This is a genomic window from Candidatus Amarolinea dominans (assembly GCA_016719785.1).
Classification (GTDB): Bacteria; Chloroflexota; Anaerolineae; order SSC4; family Amarolineaceae; genus Amarolinea; species Amarolinea dominans.
In genome coordinates, this window is the sequence record JADJYJ010000018.1 from 42,159 (window position 1) to 62,889 (window position 20,731).

18 protein-coding genes are annotated in these 20,731 nt (G+C 62.1%); 6 read left to right on the plus strand and 12 right to left on the minus strand.

Annotated elements, in window-relative coordinates:
* Window positions 1-19: 19 nt before the first annotated feature.
* From IPM84_18055 to IPM84_18075, 5 genes are all read right to left on the minus strand, one after another.
* A complete protein-coding gene (locus tag IPM84_18055) occupies window positions 20-2,011 on the minus strand; it encodes an ABC-F family ATP-binding cassette domain-containing protein (GenBank protein MBK9094630.1) in 1,992 nt (663 codons plus the stop codon).
* A 70-nt stretch (window positions 2,012-2,081) separates the two neighbouring features.
* Window positions 2,082-3,884, minus strand: a complete 1,803-nt coding sequence (locus tag IPM84_18060) for an ATP-binding cassette domain-containing protein (GenBank protein ID MBK9094631.1) — start codon at window positions 3,882-3,884, stop codon at window positions 2,082-2,084.
* Window positions 3,885-3,944: 60 nt separating this feature from the next.
* Window positions 3,945-6,335, minus strand: a complete 2,391-nt coding sequence (locus IPM84_18065) for a penicillin acylase family protein (protein ID MBK9094632.1) — start codon at window positions 6,333-6,335, stop codon at window positions 3,945-3,947.
* A 414-nt stretch (window positions 6,336-6,749) separates the two neighbouring features.
* Window positions 6,750-7,034 carry a hypothetical protein gene (locus IPM84_18070; protein ID MBK9094633.1) on the minus strand — a complete coding sequence of 95 codons (285 nt, stop codon included), beginning with the start codon at window positions 7,032-7,034 and terminating at the stop codon, window positions 6,750-6,752.
* A 42-nt stretch (window positions 7,035-7,076) separates the two neighbouring features.
* Window positions 7,077-7,451 (minus strand): TIGR03987 family protein, encoded by a 375-nt coding sequence (locus IPM84_18075; GenBank protein MBK9094634.1) that lies wholly within the window; start codon window positions 7,449-7,451, stop codon window positions 7,077-7,079.
* A 354-nt stretch (window positions 7,452-7,805) separates the two neighbouring features.
* Here IPM84_18075 and IPM84_18080 point away from each other — a divergent pair, with 354 nt between their 5' ends.
* From IPM84_18080 to msrA, 3 genes are all read left to right on the plus strand, one after another.
* Window positions 7,806-9,824 (plus strand): hypothetical protein, encoded by a 2,019-nt coding sequence (locus IPM84_18080; protein MBK9094635.1) that lies wholly within the window; start codon window positions 7,806-7,808, stop codon window positions 9,822-9,824.
* A gap of 261 nt (window positions 9,825-10,085) precedes the next feature.
* Complete coding sequence (locus IPM84_18085; protein MBK9094636.1) at window positions 10,086-10,400, plus strand: nucleotidyltransferase domain-containing protein; 315 nt, start codon at window positions 10,086-10,088, stop codon at window positions 10,398-10,400.
* Between the two features lie 228 nt (window positions 10,401-10,628).
* Entirely contained in the window at window positions 10,629-11,189 is a 561-nt protein-coding gene (gene msrA, locus IPM84_18090; protein MBK9094637.1) for a peptide-methionine (S)-S-oxide reductase MsrA, read from the plus strand.
* Window positions 11,190-11,242: 53 nt separating this feature from the next.
* Here the strand turns inward: msrA and IPM84_18095 are convergent, their stop codons facing one another.
* From IPM84_18095 to IPM84_18105, 3 genes are read right to left on the minus strand one after another with little or no spacing between them, the layout of a single operon-like run.
* Window positions 11,243-11,611: a DUF86 domain-containing protein gene (locus IPM84_18095; GenBank protein MBK9094638.1), complete on the minus strand. Its 369-nt coding sequence runs from the start codon at window positions 11,609-11,611 to the stop codon at window positions 11,243-11,245.
* Window positions 11,598-11,897, minus strand: a complete 300-nt coding sequence (locus IPM84_18100; GenBank protein MBK9094639.1) for a nucleotidyltransferase family protein — start codon at window positions 11,895-11,897, stop codon at window positions 11,598-11,600. The genes IPM84_18095 and IPM84_18100 overlap by 14 nt, the downstream gene beginning before the upstream one ends.
* A gap of 45 nt (window positions 11,898-11,942) precedes the next feature.
* Window positions 11,943-12,992 (minus strand): ThiF family adenylyltransferase, encoded by a 1,050-nt coding sequence (locus IPM84_18105; protein MBK9094640.1) that lies wholly within the window; start codon window positions 12,990-12,992, stop codon window positions 11,943-11,945.
* Window positions 12,993-13,178: 186 nt separating this feature from the next.
* Here IPM84_18105 and pyrH point away from each other — a divergent pair, with 186 nt between their 5' ends.
* The 3 genes from pyrH (at window position 13,179) to IPM84_18120 (ending at window position 15,768) form a co-directional block, all read left to right on the plus strand.
* Window positions 13,179-13,871 carry a UMP kinase gene (pyrH, locus tag IPM84_18110; GenBank protein MBK9094641.1) on the plus strand — a complete coding sequence of 231 codons (693 nt, stop codon included), beginning with the start codon at window positions 13,179-13,181 and terminating at the stop codon, window positions 13,869-13,871.
* Between the two features lie 229 nt (window positions 13,872-14,100).
* Window positions 14,101-15,054, plus strand: a complete 954-nt coding sequence (gene msrP, locus IPM84_18115) for a protein-methionine-sulfoxide reductase catalytic subunit MsrP (protein MBK9094642.1) — start codon at window positions 14,101-14,103, stop codon at window positions 15,052-15,054.
* Between the two features lie 27 nt (window positions 15,055-15,081).
* On the plus strand, window positions 15,082-15,768 hold the full coding sequence (locus IPM84_18120; GenBank protein ID MBK9094643.1) for a sulfoxide reductase heme-binding subunit YedZ: 687 nt from the start codon (window positions 15,082-15,084) through the stop codon (window positions 15,766-15,768).
* A gap of 163 nt (window positions 15,769-15,931) precedes the next feature.
* On the opposite strand, the gene IPM84_18125 is transcribed toward IPM84_18120, so the two are convergent.
* From IPM84_18125 to uppS, 4 genes are all read right to left on the minus strand, one after another.
* On the minus strand, window positions 15,932-17,041 hold the full coding sequence (locus IPM84_18125) for a M23 family metallopeptidase (protein ID MBK9094644.1): 1,110 nt from the start codon (window positions 17,039-17,041) through the stop codon (window positions 15,932-15,934).
* 210 nt (window positions 17,042-17,251) lie between these two features.
* Entirely contained in the window at window positions 17,252-18,520 is a 1,269-nt protein-coding gene (gene rho, locus IPM84_18130) for a transcription termination factor Rho (GenBank protein MBK9094645.1), read from the minus strand.
* Window positions 18,521-19,127: 607 nt separating this feature from the next.
* Window positions 19,128-19,919 carry a phosphatidate cytidylyltransferase gene (locus IPM84_18135; protein ID MBK9094646.1) on the minus strand — a complete coding sequence of 264 codons (792 nt, stop codon included), beginning with the start codon at window positions 19,917-19,919 and terminating at the stop codon, window positions 19,128-19,130.
* Window positions 19,920-19,964: 45 nt separating this feature from the next.
* Window positions 19,965-20,684, minus strand: a complete 720-nt coding sequence (gene uppS, locus IPM84_18140; protein ID MBK9094647.1) for a di-trans,poly-cis-decaprenylcistransferase — start codon at window positions 20,682-20,684, stop codon at window positions 19,965-19,967.
* Window positions 20,685-20,731: the final 47 nt, after the last annotated feature.

Genomic DNA, 20,731 nt, shown 5'->3' on the forward strand with positions numbered 1-20,731 from the left:
ACCCACGGGGACCGGCCGGTCAAACCAACTCTGCCCAGGCGGCCATCAGCGATTCGATGTCCACCTGCACGGCCTGATGTTCAGCCGCCAGGTCGGTGATGCGTTGCACATCGGCCGCGCTGCTGGCCTGGTCCAGGCGACGCTCGACCTCCGCCAGGTCCGCCTCGCGTGCGTGAATTTGCGCCTCCAGATCGGTAGCCTGCGCGACGCGAGCCGCCGCGGCCTTGCGCTGACGGCGATCTTCCTTCATGCGCTCACGGTCCTGGGTCGTGTCGGCGGGCGTTTCTTCACGGCGTTGACCGGTCGCCTCCGCCTTTTCGATCTCGCGCTGGCGCAAATAGCCCTGGTAGCCGCCCTTGTAGATGAAAAGCTCGCCTGCACGCAGCGCCCACACCTCATCGGCCAGCGCGTCCACCAGGTAGCGGTCGTGCGACACCAGCAGCACCGTGCCCGGGAAACGGTCGAGCACATCCTGCAAAATCTCCTGCGAGGCCACATCGAGATGATTGGTCGGCTCGTCCAGCAGCAGGAAATTGGCGCCCTGCAGCGTCAGGCGGGCCAGCGCCACCCGGCTGCGCTGACCGCCGCTGAGCACGCTGATCGGCTTGAACACGTCATCGCCAGCGAAGAGGAATCGCCCCAGGAAATTGCGCGCCTGCGCCAATGGCAGATTTTCTACCTCCAGGATGGCAGCGAGCACCGTCTGGTTGGGATTCAACCCCGCGCTGGCTTGCGCCAGATAGCCGGTGATGACGCTGGCGCCCAGGCGCGCCGATCCACGCAGCGGCTTGACCTGCTCCAGGATCGTCTTGACCAGCGTCGTCTTGCCGGAGCCGTTGGGGCCGATCAAGGCCACGCACTGCCCGCGGCGGATTTCCAGATCGGGCACGCTAACCAGAAGATGCTCACGGCGCCAGGCGGCTGCAGTCGCCTGGCCGGCGCGCAAGGCATCACCGTGGCGCGCATCCGTGCCGTTGCCGCCGGACGGTGTGTCCACATAGCCAACGACCAGGTTCTTGGTGCGCAGGACGATGTCGCCGCTGCGCACATCGGTGGTCAGCCCCAGGCTCATCGTCTTCAGTTCCAGCGGCCGCTCGATCAGTTCATCGCGCTTGAAACGATCGAGACGCGTCAGGCGGCCGCGGGCCTCTTTGGAGCGTTGACCGGCCTTGTAGCGACGGATGAAGGCCTCGGTCTCCGCGATGAATTCCTGCTGGGCTTCCCACTCCTTGCGCCGCGCGGCCAGGCGGTCAGCGCGCTGCTGCACAAACTGCGAATAGTTGCCCCGGTAGGCGTCCAGGCGGCCGAGCGCCATCTCCCAGATGCGCGTGACGACCTTGTCCAGAAAATAGCGATCGTGCGCCACCACCACCATGCTGCCCGGCCATTCGAGCAGGGTCTGTTCCAGCCACTCGACGGCGTCCAGATCGAGGTGATTGGTCGGCTCATCGAGCAGAAGCAGGTCGGGCTGCTCCAGGATCAGGCGGGCGAGCAGGGCGCGGGTGCGTTGACCCCCGCTGAGCACCGCCAGCGGCTTACCATACTCCTCGGCGCTGAAGCCCAGGCCGGTCAGCACCTGCTGCGTGCGCAGTTCATAGGTATAGCCGCCGCCGACATCGAAGGCCAGTTGCAGCTCACCATAGCTGGCCAACAGGCGGTCGTGCTCTTCCCCGTCCTGCGTGGCGGCCAGCGCGCCTTCCAGCGCCGCCAGCTGCGCCTGCTGAGAGCGCAGTTCAGCGAAGACCTGGATGGCATCATCCCACAGCGAGAGCGCCCCGGCCGGTGGCGGGTCCTGGGGCAAATAGCCGATGCGCAGCCCGCGCTTGAACGCAATCTGCCCGGCGCTGAGCGATTCCAGCCCGGCCAGCATGCGCAGCAGCGTCGTCTTACCCTCGCCGTTGGGGCCGACCAGGCCAATGCGGTCGCCGTGCTCCACGCGGCAATCCACCGCGGCGAACACATCGAGCGCGCCAAATGATTTACTGAGTCCCTGGGCCACCAAAACCGACATGGCGCCGATTATACCACAGAATGAAGCGTGGGCCGATTTTTTAGGCGGAGAACGTTACAACAGCGCACTTTTACCCATCCAGCGCTTCCCAACGCGCATACGCCTCGGCCAGTTCCTGCTCCAATGCCGCCAGCCGGGCAGTGGTCTGCACCACCGCGTCACCGCCTCCCTGGTAGATCGCCGGCGCGGCCATGACTTGAACCAACTGGCTCTGCTCGGCCTCCAGGGCTTCGATGCGGCCGGGCAGGGCTTCCATCTCCCGCTGCTCCCGATAGGTCAGCCCGCGCGCACGTTCGGGTCTGGCCCGCGGCTCCGCGGTCGGCGGCGGCGAAACCGGCCGGGATGCAGTTTTTTCGGCCGGAGCGGGGGAGGCGCGCTGGCGCACCCAGTCGTCATAGCCGCCCGCGTATTCGCCGACTCGCCCGGCGCCATCGAGGGCCAGCGTGCTCGTGACCACGTTGTTGAGCAGTTCCCGGTCGTGGCTGACGAGCAGCACGGTCCCCTCGTATTCCAGCAGCAGGTCTTCCAGAATTTCCAGGGTCTCCAGGTCCAGGTCGTTGGTGGGTTCATCCATGACCAGCACGTTGGCCGGCCGCGCAAAGAGACGCGCCAGCAAGAGCCGGTTGCGCTCGCCGCCGGATAGGACGTTCACGACAACCCGCGCCCGTTCCCTGGAGAAGAGGAAGTCTTCCAAGTAGCCTATCACGTGGCGGGGGCGACCGTTGACGTTGATGAACTCCCGGCCGTCGGCCACGTTGTCCAGCACCGTCCGATTTTCATCGAGCTGGGCGCGCAATTGGTCGAAATAGGCGATCTCCAGGTTCGTCCCGTGGCGCACCGTGCCCGACTGCGGCGGCAGCTCGCCCAACAGCAGCCGTAACAACGTCGTCTTGCCGGCGCCGTTGGGGCCGATGATGCCCACCTTGTCGCCGCGCATGATGGTGATGGAGAGGTCTCGCACGAGCGTCCGATTGCCATAGCCGAAGCTGGCGTTTTCGGCGCGGATCACCAGCCGGCCCGAACGCTCAACCTCCTGGAGCTGCATGCGCAGGGCGCCGGGCTGTGCGCGACGTTCCCGACGCTGCCCGCGCAACTGCTCCAGGGCGCGTATCCGCCCCTCGTTGCGCGTCCGCCGGGCCTCGATCCCCTGCCGGATCCACGCCTCTTCCTGGGCCAGCTTCTTGTCGAACTGCATCTCCTGGGCCGCTTCGGCCTTCAGGATCGCCTGCTTGCGCGCGGTGAAGGTGGCGTAGTCACACGGCCAATCCACGAGACGCCCACGGTCAATCTCGATGATGCGGAGGGCGAGTTTCTGCAGGAAAATGCGGTCGTGAGTGACAAAGACGAGGGTGCCGCCATAGCGCAGCAGAAAATCTTCCAGCCAGGCGATGGCGTCAATGTCCAGATGGTTGGTTGGCTCGTCGAGGAGGACGATATCGGGGTCACGGACCAGACCGCGGGCCAGGAGCACCCGCCGCTTCAGCCCGGCAGAGAGCAGCTCGAAATCGGCGGCGGGATCGAGTTGCATGCGCGAGATGATCGTATCCATCTGCAGCCGCCGTCGCCACAACCCATCGTCATCGCCGGCTGCCGCTGCGTCCAGTCCGCCCGCCACGACAGCATCCACGGCGCCCGTCAGCCCCTGGGGCGTCTCCTGGGTCAGGTAGGCCACCCGCAGCCCCTGTTGGCGGGCGATGGTTCCTTCATCCGGCTCGAGCTGGCCGGCCATCATCTTGAGCAGGGTAGATTTGCCCACACCGTTACGGCCGAGCAGCCCCACCCGTTCGCCGCGCTCGATCTGCAGACTGATGCGTTCCAGGACGAGCGCGCCGCCAAACCCGATGCTCACGTCCCGCACATTCAACAAGGCCATGCATGTTACCTCGGTCCGGCACACCCACCCGTACATCGGGCAGATGATGCGAAACTGCCCTCAGCCGCCGCGCGCCAGTGTCAGCTTCGCCTCGGCGTGCTTCTCCACCTGGGCGCGCGACCACAGCATGGGGTGATACTCGCCCCGGCTCCACAGTTCGAGCAGATCGTCGTAATGCGGACTGCCGAGATGGCCCGATTGGCCGACCGGCAGCACCGCCACTGCGCCCTCCAGGTCGCCCATGTCTATGATGTGACGCATCGAGGGCGCCCACGCATCGTTCGCGAAGGCTGCGCCGGGCAGGGTGGCGGTTTGCAGCGGGGTGTCGGTGTCGCCGCCAATCGGCAGCGGGCCGCGGTTGAAGACCAGGTCGAGTGGTTTCTGCACGCCCAGCGCGTGCGGGAGCGCGATGTGATGCAGACGCCCCCACTGCCAGCCCTGCGGTTCCGGGCCAAGCTCCGCGGTCAGCCACGCCACCGCCTCGGTCAGGCCACGGCGCAGCAGCGCCTCGCGGCCGCCGGCCTGCCCCACCCACCACGAGTCAGGATCGCGCAACATGCGCAGCAACACCACGGTGTCGTGTCCGTAGAACTCATGCGTACACATCAGGACCGGATGGAAGCCCTGGCCGCGCCAACGCGTGGTCAGCGATTCGCCCATGATGGGCGCGAACAGGGCGCGCACCAGCGCGGTGCGCGTCACCTCGTAGAGACTGCCGCCGACCGAGTCGGCGCTCAGCCGGCCGTCCCAGGCGGTCAGCAGATCGAGCGCCCGCGCCACGTCGCCCGCCTCGCCGCCGCGGTTCGCCTGCGGGAAAACCTCGGCCAGCAGGCGCACGAACTCAAGCCCCGGCAGGCAGGTGACGTCCATCTGCATGGCGCGGCAGTCCGCGGCTGTCACTCTGTCGTTGCTCACCAGCAGATCGGCCAGGCGTCGGGCGCGGTAGCCGTTCATCCAGGCGTTGCCCAGGTAGTGGGGATAATCGTCAGGCGCGATGCGGTTGTTGCAATGCACCAGGTAGCCGGCCGCCGGGTTGAGCGCGTGCGGCATCTCCTCGAACGGCACCTCGCCAATCCATTCGTCTTCGCCGGTCCAGCCCGGCGCGGGCACGACGCCCTGCCCCCTGGCGCGGATCGGCACCTTGCCGGTGACCCAATAGCCGATGTTGCCATCCACGTCCGCGTAGGCAAAATTGAGCTGCGGCGCCTCGATCGGGCGCATGGCCTCGACGAATTCATCCCAGTTGCGCGCCCGGTTCAGCGCAAACCAGCCGTGCAGCGCCGGACAGGGGCGCAGCGCCATCGAGCTGACCGCCAGCCGCTGGCCCGGCTGCCCGATCACATCCGAGATGACCGGGCCGTGGCGCGTGACGAGGACCTCCTCGACGTGCGGCTCCCTGCGCCCCTTCACCTGGATCGTCTCTCGAATGACCTCCGCGTCCAACCACTGGCCCTTGAATTCGTAACGCCGGGGCTGATCCGGGTCGAATTTCTCCACGAACAGGTCTTCGCAGTCGGTGAAGGCCAGCGTGATGCCCCAGGCGATGTGGGCGTTGTGTCCGGCCACGACGCCCGGCAGCCCTGGCACAGAAACCCCAGTGACCCGCAGATCGCCGGCCTCCAGGTGTACCTGGTGCCAGATGCCGGGCACGGTGAGCTGCAGGTGCATGTCGTTGCACAGAATGGGATGGCCGGAGGCGCTCCGGCTGCCGGAAATGGCCCATGCGTTGCTGCCCATGCGCCGTTTGAGGAAAGGATCGTGCGCTCCCGCCAGCGCTGCGCCGGCCAGGGCGTTGAACTCGATGCCGGCCGGCAGCACCGCCGGGTTGTCGGCCGCGTCGGAAATTTCCAGCTCTGCGGCGCGCTCCGGGCCGAGCGCGGCAATCAACTGAGCGCGGATCACCTCGCCGTACCAGGCATGCGACATCTGCCAATTCATCACGCGGCTGAAGGCCAGAGTGTCCTCCACGCGCCACGGTTGCGGGCGGTGGCGCAGCAGGGTGAATTCGAGGGGCCGGCAGCGTTTGCCGGCCGGGCTGTCCAGCCAGGCGTTGATGCCCGCGCAGTAGGCTTCGATGCGCTGGCGGTCCTCTGCGGGCAACAACTCCCAGTCGGCGCGCCCCAGCCGCTCGAAGCCAAAGGTGCGCGTGGCGCGATCGGTGTCGAGGGCCAGGTCGCCGAGCATCTCGCTCAGGCGTCCGGTCGCCAGGCGGCGGTTCAGCTCCATCTGCCACAGGCGGTCCTGCGCATGGACGAACCCCTGCGCAAAGAAGACATCATGGTCGTTGGCCGCGTAGATGTGCGGCACACCCCAACGGTCGCGGATGATTTCGACTGACGCGGTCAGGCCGGGCAGGCTGAGCGTCCCGCTGGTTTGAGCCAGCCGGCGCCGGCCCAGCCAGGTCAGGCCGCCGGCCAGGACGCGGCCGATGAATGGACGTTGCGGAGACATGCAGATTCCTCCTCGATTGCGAATGACCCGATTATACCCGCCCGCGCGCCAGCCGCCAAACGTCCGCCGAAGGGCTAATTTGCACGAATCGGACTTCTGCCTTCGTGGCAAAATCTGACGCGGCGCGGGATTGACCGCGGCGTCCGCTTGCGGTATGATTGCCTGCGCTCGGTCTCCTGGCCGAGCGTCCTCTGCGCTTGACGATCATGGCGCAACTGCACGCCTTCACCGGGCAGATACACCCCCGTGAATGAATTCACGGTCTGATACACCGAAACCTGCTGAAGCAGGTTGGTGGTGGGTGCGACGGCTCGAGGCGTGCAATTCGTGGCAGAACTGAACCACTGAACCACCAGAACCTGTCAAGACAGTGCTTACCCAATCAATCCTCCAGGCCAACAATGTGATCGAAAATCAGGATAGCGCAATCGGCGCACACTGGAGGTGGGCGGCCGCGGCAAGCACTTGTTCCCAATCAGGCAAGGTATCTCGTTCGGCATATTGTTTCCAGAAATGGTAACGCTGGGCATAGGGATCGGCCACGTGCGCCTGGCACACCCGCAGCACTTTTTCCAGCGTGGCCCGATCCGCAAGCGCCGCCCGGCGCAGCGCAGCGCAATCCGGCCGCTTGCCGCGGGCGATCACGTCGTCAATGGCGGCCAGGGCGAACTGTTGATGGGTGAGGTGACGGTGTAACATGACGTGATTATCTAATCAGACTCGCAGTTTTGCCAATCGCCGTTATGCTGTCATCCCAAACAGAGCGCCGGAGAGGTAGGGAATCAACCAGATCACCCACACCGCGACGCTGAACTTATGGAAGTTGCGAATCGCGGCCTCGTCCACCCGGATCAGCACGACCGTCGCCCAGATCGCGTGGACGACCATCAGGAGGATGGCGGTCACGCCGGTGACGCCGTGGACGCCGAAGGTCAGCCCGCCGGCCATCTCCAGCATCATGGCGGTGCCCACGGTGTCGCATACCAGACCGAGCCAGAAGAAAGCCAGGTGCCAGGCCTTCAGCCGCCCGGCGATCCGTTCGCTCCACACGCCGATGGAGTAGAAAATCAGGGCCAGGGTGATAAAAACAGTAGAGAGGAGCACTGGAGCGGGCATAAGTTATCCTTTCGATACGTATCGGGCCACTTGTCTATGATCCATGATGGCGTGATTATACAAGCGGACTTGCGGCTTTGCCAATCGCAGCGCCATTGACAATGACGCCGGCGAGTGGCATAATGATAGTGGCGCAGTCGGTCCGACCGGCGCGGCGCGCAAGACACCGATCAGGCGACTCAGCGGGCGATGAAACGCTCGGCGAGGCCGATCGGGCGGCGAGCGTGCGACCGGGCGGCGCATGACGGCCGAAGCGGGCGCGGACGAGACTATCGGGTGTTCGACGGATCTCTCCAGGGCGATCCCAGTGGATCGTCCTGATCGGCTCGCAACGTTTTGTATCGGAGGAACATAATGGATTGCAGACCGCGTGTTGTTCCCGCGGCGTTACTCGTAGGGTTGATTATCATGAGCGTGGCGGCGCCCGGCGCCGCCAGCGCACCATTCGGCGCTCCCCTGGCGCCAGTATCCGCCAGGGCAGACGCCCTGCCCCCGGCACAGCAAACGACGGTGGCGTTGTATCTGCCCGTCATCGGTCAGCGATCGCAGCCGTACCCGGCGCCGATCGGCCAGATTGGCGGGCAAGCCCTAGCCGTGGCGGTGTTGGGCGACTACGCGTATGTCGGCGTCGGCCCACGTCTGCTGATCGTGGATATCCACGACCCGGCCGCACCGCAAGTGGTGGGGCAGAGTTGGTTCCTGACCTTTCAGGAAGTGCGTGACATTGCCGTTGTGCATGAGCCGGCGACCGGTTCAGGTGCGAGCGCTGCGTCAGCCCCAGGGGAGACCCTGGCCTACGTTGCGGCCAGAAGTCGGGGCTTGCACATCTTCGATGTCAGCGATCCGGCGCACCCGGTTCTGCGGGGCAGTTACTACAATCAGCTCGATGCCCTGGGCGTAGCCGTCGTCGGCAGCCTGGCCTATGTGGCGGCCGGGTGGAGCGGGTTGCAGATCTTCGACGTGAGCGACTCGACAAGCCCGCAGTGGCGCGGCGCCTTCGACACGCCGGGGTGGGCTGAACGCGTGGCCGTGGTCGGCAGCCTTGCCTACGTCGCGAACGGGCTCAATGGGTTGCAGATCATTGACGTGAGCGACCCGGCCAACCCCGTGCGCCTCGGCGTCCATGATACGACGGGGTGGGCCAATGACGTGACCGTGGCGGGTAACCTGGCTTACGTCGCCATCGACTCGGGTGCATTGCAGATCATTGACGTGAGCGACCCGGCGAACCCCGTGCGTCGCGGCAGCGTTGACACGCCCGGGTTTGCCGAAGGCGTTGCCGTGACCGGCAACCTCGCCTACGTCGCGGATGCGAATCACGGGTTGCAGATCATTGATGTGAGCGACCCGGCCAATCCCATGGTGCGCGCTGCGTATGACATGCCGGGATCGGCCCACAGCGTGGCCGCGGCCGGCAGCCTGGTCTATGTCGCAGCCAGGAATGGCGGATTGCAGATCATTGACGTGAGCGATCCGGGCAACCCTGTGCGCCGCGGCGATTATGATACGCCGGATTTTGCCGTGGACATTGCCGTGGCCGGCAGCCTGGCCTATGTAGCGGCTGGGCATGACGGGCTGTGGATCATTGACGTGAGCGACCCGGTCAACCCCATGCACCGCGGCCGCTATGATACGCCGGGGTCCGCCGAAGGTGTGGCGGTGGCAGGCAGCCTGGCCTACGTCGCCGACTATGAATGGGGATTACAGGTCATTGATGTGAGCGACCCGGTCAACCCCGTGCGCCGCGGCGGCTACGATACGCCGGGGTACGCCCGCGGCGTGGCCGTGGCCGGCAGCCTGGCTTACGTCGCTGACCATGACAACGGGTTGCAGATCATTGACGTGAGCGACCCGGTCAACCCGGTGCGTCGCGGCGGCATTGACACGCCGGGGTATGCCCGTGGCGTGGCCGTAGCCGGCAGCCTGGCCTACGTCGCCGACCATGATAGCGGGTTGCAGATCATTGACGTAAGCGACCCGGCCAACCCCGTGCGCCGCGGCGCGTATGACACGCCGGGATATGCCCATGGTGTGGGCGTAACCGGCAGCCTGGCTTACGTCGCCGACGACTCGCTTGGCGGGTTGCAGATCATTGACGTGGGCGACCCGGCCAACCCCGTGCGCCGCGGCGCGTATAACACGCCGGGGTATGCCAATGGCGTGACCGTAGCCGGCAGCCTGGCTTACGTCGCCGACGACTCGCTTGGCGGGTTGCAGATCATTGACGTGGGCGATCCGGCCAACCCCGTGCAGCGCGGCGCGTATGACACGCCAGGTGGGGCCCAGGGCGTGGCCGTGGCCGGCAGCCTGGCCTATGTTGCCGACTCTTTTGGTGGATTGTGGATCGTGGACGTGAGCGACCCGGCTCACTAACCTGAGGTGAGGCGGTGCGTATGACACGCCGCCCGGTTCCTTGAACCAGGTTGACAACACCGCTCGCCACCGAGATCACTCAGCGGCGCGATGGACATGGTCATGTCCATCGCGCCGCTTTTCATTTTTTGCCAATCTGCCAATGTGGTATAATGTGGGAGTCAGACGCTACGTCGAGTTGCCTGCCATCGCTTGCAAGCCAGGAGTTAAATGATGGATGCCATCACATATTCAAGGTCAGACCCACAACCTTGTATTTCCATGCAGGCGATTCGTGCGCTGGCAGAGCACATTGTCGAACAGTTTCAGCCTGAGGAAATTGTGCTTTTCGGCTCCTATGCCTACGGCACACCTAAGCCAGAAAGTGACGTTGACCTGCTGATCGTCATGAATACGGCGCTGCGCTCGCGCGAACAACGGCTGCAGATCTCACGTGCGCTTTCACCGCGCCCCTTCGCGCTGGACATCATTGTGCGTACACCGGAGGAAGTCGAAGAACGCGTTGCCTTGGGCGATCCATTTCTCTCTGAGATTACGAAGCGAGGCAAGGTAATGTATGCACGAGATCGTAACTGAATGGGTCAAGAAAGCCGAGAGCGACTATTCATAATGACGGACAGACAGGCTGACTGACCACGCGCCCGTGTAACGATTCCGGTGACAGTGAGACCCAGAGTCCCGAACTTGTTCGGGCCGTCTTCACGCGAATCTGCCCTTGTAACGATTCCGGTGACACTGAGACTGCGTAAGCAGTCAAAACGCTGTCGCCAACGAAACCAGGAATCAACAGGGAGAAAACTCAGCATGAATACACCATCTATCCAGGCCAGCCGTGAGGTCGCCACGTTGGGCGGCGGCTGCTTCTGGTGTGTAGAGGCCGTCTTCGATGAAGTCACCGGCGTGACCGACGTCGTGTCCGGTTATGCCGGCGGCGCGGTCAAGAATCCAACCTACGAGCAGGTGTGCAGCGGCCGCACCGGGCACGCGGAAGTCGTACAGGTGACGTTCGATCCGGCCATCATCAGTTTGCGTGAGATTCTGGAGATCTTCTTCACGATCCACGACCCAACTACGCTCAACCGCCAGGGCAACGATGTCGGCACGCAGTACCGTTCTGTGATCTTCTATCACAGCCCGGAGCAGCAAGCGGTCGCGCAGCAGGTCATCCGTGAGTTCAACGCGGCCGGGATATGGGATCGCCCGCTGGTGACCGAGGTCACGCCCGCGCCGACGTTCTACGCGGCTGAGGATTATCACCAGGAGTACTTCGCCCGCAACCCCACCCAGGGCTACTGCCGGGCCGTCGTTGCGCCCAAGGTGACGAAGTTCCGCCAGAAGTACGCGCATCGGCTGAAGGGAAGCTGAACTGCTGAGTATGCGCCGCAGATGAGCGGAGCCATCCGCGGCTGCGGCGCAGATCAGTCATTCGTTTTGACAGTGGGTGGAGGAATAAGCGATTCGATCATGCTTTCCAATGCCGCCAGCAAAGGCGGCAGGTCATCAGTGATCGTATCCCAAACGCGATCCATGTCAACGCTATAGTAGGCGTGAATCAACCGATGACGCATGCCCACAATATGTCTCCACGGAATCTCAGGATGTTCACGACAAAAATCATCGCTGACCTGCGAGGCCGCTTCGCCGACGATTTCGATGCATTTGACGAGCGACAGAGCCAACATGCGGTCATGATCAAGATCTTCACGGCGCCGATGCTCTGCAAACGCAATCGCTTCGCGCGCAGCATCAGCCATATGACGTAGGCGAACCAGGTTATCCCTGAACATACTGCGGTTCCGCCTCTTTCAGAACTTGGTCACGAAAGTAGATACTGAGATCGGCAGGTGTACGCAGATCAACCTTGCGACCGAGCAATGCGCTGAGTTCAAGCTCAAGTCCGGCTAACCGAATCAGCCCAATCCGATAGCCTGGCTCGAACTCCACGAGTAAGTCTATGTCGCTATTCGGTCCCATTTCACTACGCAAGGCCGAACCAAACAGCGATAGCCTCCGGATATGGTTATTACAACAAAATTGCCTGATCTTCTCAGTCGGCAAGTGAATTCGTTCCATTGACATACGACACCACCCTTTCAGACATAGGGGAACCGCAACTGCTTAGTTCCCCACATACTTCGCATACAAGGTGCGTGCGACGTCGGGATCGCTAGTGCCGGCGATGATGGCGCGACCGTCGGGGAAGATGGTCAGATTGTAGCCATCAATATCGGCCTTGAGCAGATAGGCGTTGGCGCGCACCGCGCCCAGCGGCTGCAGGACCTGTGCCAACCGCGCCAGGTTGAGCACGGTCGCGTCGTCGGCCCCGCGGTTGACGCTGATCTGCACCGCGTTGCGGCCGCACAGGGTGATGCTGTGGGTGCCGCGCTCGGCGTTCAGAAATTCATAGTCATGCTGCCCGCAGGCCGGACAGTCTGCTTGCGGGCCGCCCGGGTCGAACACATCCAACGAATTATCCCACAAGTCGTAGTGCAGCATGCCCCGGTTCGGCTCGCCAAACTGCCCCAGACGCTTGAGCGCCTCGCCGGCCGAGATGGACGCCACTACGGCGACGGCCGGCCCCAGCACGCCGGCCGTGTCGCAGGTGGGCGTGGTGCCCGGCGCCGGCATCTGCCCCAGCACGCAGCGCAGGCAGGCGCTTTGCCCCGGCACAATCGTTTGCGACACGCCGTAGGAGCCAATGACGCCGGTGTAAATCCACGGCTTGCCCAGCTTGACGCACACGTCATTCAACAGATAGCGCGTCTCGAAGTTGTCGGTGCCATCCATCACCAGGTGTACGTCTTGCACGAGCTGCACCACATTGCCGGGGTTGACATCGGTCACCACGGCTTCGATCTCGATTTCGCTGTTGATACGGCGCAATTTGATGGCCGCGGCCGCGGCCTTGGGCAATCCCTGCCGCATGTCCTCTTCGTCGAACAGCAGTTGGCGCTGCAGGTTGTTCAACTCGATGTAGTCGCGATCCACGATGCGCAAATAGCCAACGCCCGCCCGCGCCAAGTGATTGGCAATCACCGTGCCGGTCGCGCCGCAGCCGATGATGGCCACCCGCGCAGCCAACAGCCGGCGTTGACCCGCCTCACCCAGCCCGCTGAAAATGGTCTGGCGCAAATAGCGCGCCAGCGATTGGTTTCCTGTTTCCGGCATCGTCCATCGTCTCCCATGCACAACAAAACGTCAGCCGCATTCGACATTATAACGATATAATGTCTATTGTATCACATCTGCCCAGGGCTGACAGATTGCGCGCCGCGGGCAATTCGAGTACAATTCAAAACGGAGGTAAATGTTGTGCGTTATTCACGTATTTTGCTCAAACTGAGCGGCGCCGCGATGGCCGGCGACAAGGACTTTGGTTTCAACCCGACTGCGCTCAACTTCATCGCCGATGAGGTGCTCAAACTGCACAGTGCTGGTATTCAAGTCGGCATTGTGATTGGCGGCGGCAACATCTTTCGCGGCAACCTGGGGGCGCAGTGGGGCATCGAACATGCCGAGGCCGACAACATCGGCATGATGGCTACGGTCATCAACAGCCTGATGCTGCGCGGGGTGCTTACCAGCCGTGGCAACGCCGAGGTGCGGGTCATGACCGCCATTCCGATTGACACCGTGGCCGAGCCATTCATCCGTCTGCGCGCCATTCACCACATGGACAAGGGCTATATCTGTATCTTCGCCGGTGGCACCGGCCAACCCTTCATGACCACCGATTATCCGGCCGTGCAGCGGGCCATCGAGGTGCGCGCGCAGGCGCTGCTGTCGGCCAAGTCAGGCACCGACGGCATCTACACGGCCGATCCCAACCAGGACCCCGCGGCCCGTCGCTATTCGCAGATCAGCTATGACAGCGTGGTGCGCCAAAATCTGCGCGCCATGGATCAGCCCGCGGTGCTGCTGGCCCGCGATAACCGCCTGCGCCTGCACGTCTTCAGCTTCGACCATCCCGACGTCATGTACCGCCTGTGCCAGGGTGAAGATGTCGGCACGCTCATCGCCAACGTGGATCAGGATCAACTGGCCTGAAAATAGCGTCGTTCGGTCGTAGGTCACGCCTCTGGCGTGACAACGCCCTCTGCGACACATCACACCCCTCCTCAGACCCGGCCTCTCGCAGAAGCCGGGTCTCTCTTTGTAATTTTCTCTTTGTAATTCTCTCTTTGTAATGACCTGCGCCGGTGCGAGACTAACTGCAAAGAATCGCCGTCCAAAAGGTGATCTTACGAGACGATCAAATTGACCGAAGAGAGGCATGATGCAAGAGATACCGACCATTCCATCGTCCGAAATTACCCCGGAACCGATCTATCTGTCACGGCGTAAGTTCATGTTGGGTATTGGCAGTCTGGCGCTTAGTTCGGCGCTGCTGGCGGCCTGCGGCGGTGCGGCGCCGGCCACGCCCAGCGCTGAGGTTGCCACGCCGGCCGGCACCCCAGAGCCAACGCCTGATCTGCGCCAGGAGCTGACAACCTTCGAGAACATCACCAATTACAACAACTTCTACGAGTTTTCCACGGACAAACAGGCCGTGGCGGGTCTGGCAGGCAATTTTCGCACCAACCCGTGGACGCTGCAGGTGGGTGGTCTCGTCAACAAACCGATGACCTTCGGTATCGAAGACCTACTGCGCCAATTCACCCAGGAAGAGCGCATCTACCGCCTGCGCTGCGTCGAGGCCTGGTCCATGGTCATCCCCTGGCAGGGCTTCAGCCTGCGCAAGCTGCTGGAGGCCGTAGAACCGACGGCCGCGGCGCAGTATGTGCGCTTCGAGACGCTGCTCGACCCCACACAGATGCCCGGTCAGAAAGCCGGCTGGTACACCTGGCCCTACGCGGAAGGTCTGCGCCTCGACGAAGCGATGCACGACTTGACCATCCTGGCGACCGGCCTCTACGGCAAGACACTGTTGCCGCAAAACGGCGCGCCGCTGCGCGTGGTGGTGCCGTGGAAGTATGGCTTCAAGAGCATCAAGTCTATCGTCAAGATTGACCTGGTGGCGGAGCAGCCGACTTCATTGTGGATGGCGGCCGGGCCGAACGAGTATGGATTCTACGCCAACGTGAATCCCAGCGTCAACCACCCACGCTGGTCGCAGGCCAGCGAGCGCCGCATCGGTGAACTGTCACGGCGTAAGACGCTGCCGTTCAACGGTTATGCTGAACAGGTAGCGTCGCTCTACGCCGGTATGGACCTGCGCCGCTTTTATTGAGGCCAGATCGTGAGGCTGGATGGCTTGATGACACGTTGGTTGAGATGGGGCGCCCACAGCGCGGCGCTGGCGCCGCTGGCGGTTATTCTGTTCCTGGCCTGGCAGGGCCGGCTGACAGCCAATCCAATTCAGGACATCACCCTGCGCACCGGGCAAACGGCGCTGGTGCTGCTGGTTCTTTCCCTGTCCATCACCCCGCTGTACACCGCCTTCACGATCAAGGAACTGCTGCCGCTGCGGCGACGACTGGGGTTGTATGCCTTCCTGTACGCGGCGCTGCACTTCTTGATCTTCATCGGCCTAGATTACGGCTTCGATCCGGAATTGCTGAAGGAAGCTATCTTCGAAAAACGCTACGCCCTGGTGGGATTTGCGGCCTTCCTGGTAATGCTGCCGCTGGCCCTCACCTCCACCAAAGGCTGGATGCGGCGGCTGGGCAAACGCTGGAAGGCGCTGCACCGCTGGGTTTACGTCGCCGCGCTGCTGGTCATCGTACACTACGTCTGGCTGGTCAAATCGGATATCCGAGTGCCGCTGCTGTACGGAGCGATCGTTGGCATCCTGCTGGCGCTGCGTATCCCAGCGGTGACCCAGCGTGTGCGCCAGTTCCGCCAGGCCAGGCGTGGAGGGCGTGCATCGGACGCAGCCACGGCCGCAGGCCGGCGCGTGGCGCCCAAGTCACAGCCGCCCGGCCGTGAATCAACGGCCGATTGAGTCCAATTATCTGCACCACAAAAGACGGCCTGTCTTGGCGACAGGCCGTCTTTTGTGATGCAATTGTTATCCTGGCTTGAGCTTAGGAACGAGAATTAAATAAGTGTCCGAACATAGCCACCCCGTGGGTCGTTGAACCAGACAATTGAAAAATTCTCGTTCCTTAGGGCAGCATGCTCAGCGGGTTGCGCTGAGCGCCGCGCACACGTACTTCGAAGTGGAGGTGCGGGCCGGTAGAATTGCCGGTGCTACCCACATTGCCGATCACCTGGCCCCGCGTGACCGAGTCGCCAACCTTGACGCTGAACTTACTCAAATGGGCATACAGGGTCTGCATCTGATTGCCGTGATCAATGACCACATGGTATCCGTAGCCGTAGGGGCTCCAACCGGCAGCCACCACATAGCCGGCATCGGCTGCCTTGATCGGCGAACCGAGCGGCGCCGCCAGGTCAATACCGGGATGACGACTCCAGAAGCGTTGGGTTATGCGTGCAGACGCCGGCCACATCAGGGCGCCGGTACCCTTGCGCGCGCTGTTTGGCGCCGTTGCAAAACCAAGCGCCCTTGCAACGAAGGGCTTCTCGCCACTGGGCACGATCAGCATCTGACCCACGGCCAACGGCTGATTGATGTCGGTGAGTTTGTTCCAGGCGTAACTCACAATGGTGCTCGCTGGCACCTTGTACTTCTTGGCAATGCTGGTGACCGTGTCACCCTTGACGGCTTTGTGATACACGCCACTGACCGGCAGCACCACTAGTTTCTGTCCCAGGCGCAGAAGGTCAGGGTTGTCCTCCAGATTTCCATTGGCCCACATCAGGGTTTCTGGTGAGACATGGAAACGCTGTGACAGGTCGTAGACGGTATCGCCAAGCTGGACAGTGTAGGTGATGATGTCCAAGCGCGGGCGATCAGGAATCTGCGTAAAAGGGACGGCATTACGGATCAGCGTGTCGCGTCCGAAGAAGTTGTTACCACCACGTGCATCCATGTCGCTGTCTGCACTGGCAGTCTGTGTACTGGTCGAAGCTGGTGTGCTGGCAGGTAAATCCCATTGCGGTAATCGAACCTGGCTCAAGGCCAGAACGAGCACCGCAACCAACAGCAGAGCCAGGTGTGACGCGAGACGGATAACGGACGCTGAGTTGCGGGGGTGGTTGAATTGTGACCTGAATCCGCGCCAGAGGGCGATGATCTGTTCAGGGACAATGCTGTCGTCATGCGAGTCCGGCACATCGTCGGCAGTAGCGCTATGCAATTGCTTTGGCATTCTTTCCCATCTCCACCCTTCGGTCTCTTTTCTTCAGAGCGAGGGAAGGTTGTTTGGGGTGATGTCATCGGGTGTCAACGGCTGCGGGTTCGCGCAAGCTCGCAGAAAAATTATACCATCGCCCGCAGAAAGCGCAAAATCGCGCTGTCAGCATGAACAGAACTTCATCTTCACAGAGAAACCAGGATCAAAGGCCGGACAGGCAGCGCCTTAGAGAGACTCTTTGTGCAGGGTCGCCAGAAATTCTTTGTTCGAGCGCGTGCGTGCCATGCGTTCCAGCAAGGGCAAAATAGCATCTGGGCCACCCCCGATGGCGTCGAGCATGCGCCTCATGGTCCAGACGCGTGCCAGGGTCTCTGGATCCAACAGGAGTTCTTCGCGCCGCGTACCGGAGCGTTCCATATCGAAGGCCGGGAAGATGCGGCGTTCGGCCAGGCGACGACTGAGGACCAGTTCCATGTTGCCGGTGCCCTTGAACTCCTCGTAGATCACATCATCCATGCGGGAACCGGTGTCAACCAGGCAGGTAGCCATGATGGTCAGGCTGCCGCCTTCTTCAATCGTACGGGCCGCGCCAAAGAAGTGCTTGGGCGGATAGAGCGCCGCGGGGTCAATACCACCAGACAGCGTACGACCACTGGGCGGAACGGTCAAGTTGTAGGCGCGTGTCAAACGGGTAATGGAGTCAAGGAGAATGGCGACATCGCGTTTGCCTTCCACCAAGCGCTTCGCGCGCTCCAGCGCCATCTCCGCGACGCGCACATGGTTGGTGACCGGTTCATCGAAGGTTGAACTGATGACCTCCGCCTGGACCGAACGATCCATATCAGTCACTTCCTCTGGGCGTTCGCCAATCAGCACCACCATCAAATGGACATCAGGGTGATTCAGGGAGATGCCATTGGCAATCCGCTTGAGAATTGTGGTCTTGCCGGCTTTCGGCGGCGACACAATCAGGCCTCGCTGACCACGGCCGATGGGTGACGCCATGTCAATCAGGCGGGTGGCCAGCAGATTCGGCTCAGTTTCCAGCAACATCTGCTTATCCGGGAAGATAGGCGTCAAACGCTCGAAGACGGGGCGCTGCTTGGCCACTTCCGGATCAAGAGCGTTGACCGCTTCTACCTTGAGTAGGCCAAAGTATTTCTCTGTATCTTTGGGCGGTCGCACCTGGCCGATGACCAGGTCCCCGGTGCGCAGGCCAAAACGGCGGATTTGAGACTGCGAGACATAGACGTCCTCCGGGCCTGGCAACAGGTGGTCAGCACGCAAGAAGCCGATGCCATCCTGGACGATCTCAAGCACTCCGCCACCAAAAATGTAGCCCTGCTGCTCGGCATGGGCGCGTAACAGGGCCATGATGAGGTCATGCTTTTTCAGGCGCGAATAGCCGGTCAACCCCAGGTCGCGCGCCATGGTTTGGAGTTGTTCGAGGGTTGAGTTTTCAAGATCAGCAAAGTTCACGGTTGGAGTCTCCATTTGCGAAAGTCGCGGCTGTCAGCCAGAGGGCGACGCGCATGACGGTAACATGCCGCGGGAGCGACATCGGCGGCATGCTGAGGAATGAGAATTTCTTGACTTTCTGGTTTAAGGGCCTACGGGGTGGCTATGTTCGGACACTTATTTGATTCTCGTTCCTTGATTGGGTCGAAGTCAGGACAAGTGCTGTTGCGGGACGTAGCAAATACGCGCTCGTAAAGTCAGATGGCGTGCGCAAGCACGGTTGGTGCTAAAACGCAATTCAGATGGGAGTGTGGCTGTCAGAGCAGTCACTCAACGTGAATCAAAGGATAATTACACCTACTGAGGGGCGTCCTCAAAAAGATTTTTGCGCTGCCGTTCGGAATAAACTCGATGGTAGCCAGAGGACGCTCAACCTGTCGCAGTATGAAGAGGTCTTATTCAAGAATTGATTCAAGAAGAATACTGCGGCACGCACTAGCTTGTGCTGAAATCATTATAGCATTTTGCTCACAACACGTCAAGTAGTTTGACTGCTTTTTTCGTACTTTTTTATTGTTTGTCCGGCAAGTCAGCCAGGCGCAGGCTCGGTAGGTTGGAAAAATCAGGTCTCCGTACCGGCATCCTACCGGGCGCCGATCAGGAAGGCCCAGTAATAAACCACGGGGATCACAAACAACAGGCTGTCAATGCGATCCCACATACCACCGTGGCCGGGGATCAGGTGGCCTGAATCTTTCGCGCCCATCTGTCGTTTGACCATAGACTCCGCCAGGTCGCCAAAGGGTGCGACCAGGCAGACAAGGCCGCCCAATGCTGCACCGGCCCAGGGCGATTGACCCACCAACCACGGCCCAAGCAGCGCGCCCGCCGCCGTTCCCACCAGCCAGCCCCCGATTGCGCCCTCCCAGGTCTTTTTAGGGCTGTGGCGCGGCCAGAGTTTGTGCTTGCCCAGGCCGCGACCGCTGAAATAGGCGCCGGTATCGGTGATCCAGGTCAACAGTAGCCCCAACAACAGCCACTGCAAGCCGGCCGGCAGATTGCGCAGGGCAACGAAGTGATTGAGCAACAGACCAAAGTAGATCACGCCGGCCAGTGACCACGCCCAATCGGTGACCGGCGTCTGGCCGCTACGAAACAGGGCAATCACCAGTGACAGCACGATCAGGGCAGTCAGCAACAGACGCAGAGACCAAGCTTGTGCCCAATACGCCTCGCCAATGACCGCCAGGATGCCGATCAACCCCGGCCAACGCAGCGGTGCGCTGCCGCCCTGAACGAGTAATGAAAAATACTCCCAGCCAGCCAGAAAGCCAACCAGCAGCATCAAGCCCAGGAACCAAAGGCCTCCCAGGTAAGCAAGACCCAGCACCAGGGGCGCCAGCACAAGGGCACTGATGAAGCGCTCGCGTAGCATATCAGCTTAGGTCTCTATTGGCCGCACAGTGGCAACACGGTAGCGTCATGATGGTGTCTTGACCTTGCCAAAACGCCGATCGCGGTCTTCGAAGTCCTGCAACGCGCGTCGCAGCTCCTCTTTGTCGAAATCGGGCCAGAAGGTAGGCGTCGCGTAGTATTCGGCATATGCGGCCTGCCAGATCAAGAAATTACTCAGCCGGTACTCGCCCCCGGTGCGGATGATGAGGTCCGGGTCAGGCAGCCCCCCCGTGTACAGGTAACGGGCAAAAACGTCCTCCGACACATCATCGGGCTTCAGTCCGTCCTGTATGATTTGCCGCACCGCGTCGACAATTTCGGCCCGGCCACCGTAGTTGAAGGCCACGTTGAGAATGATGCGCTGATTGTTTTTGGTTAGTTCGAGCGCGTCACGAATCTGCTGCTGCAAACCCGGCTCGATCCCGGCCATGCGGCCGCTGTGGCGGATCTGCACACCGTTGGCGTGCAGATCCGCTAACTGGCGGCGGATGGTTTCACTCAGCAACTTCATCAGGCCACTGACCTCGGCGGGCGGTCGCGCCCAATTCTCTGTGGAAAAAGCGTAGATGGTCAGCGCCTTGATGCCGAACCCCACCGAGGCTTCGAGCACGGGCCGGATGTTGTTCACCCCGCCGCGATGACCGAGCAAGCGTGGCATGCCCCGCGCCTGCGCCCAGCGTCCATTGCCATCCATGACGATGCCCACATGGTAGGGTACACGCCTGAAGGAAGTGCCACTAGTCATGGGCATGGTCTCGCGATTCTCAATCCGAGTGACGGTTGCAACACAAA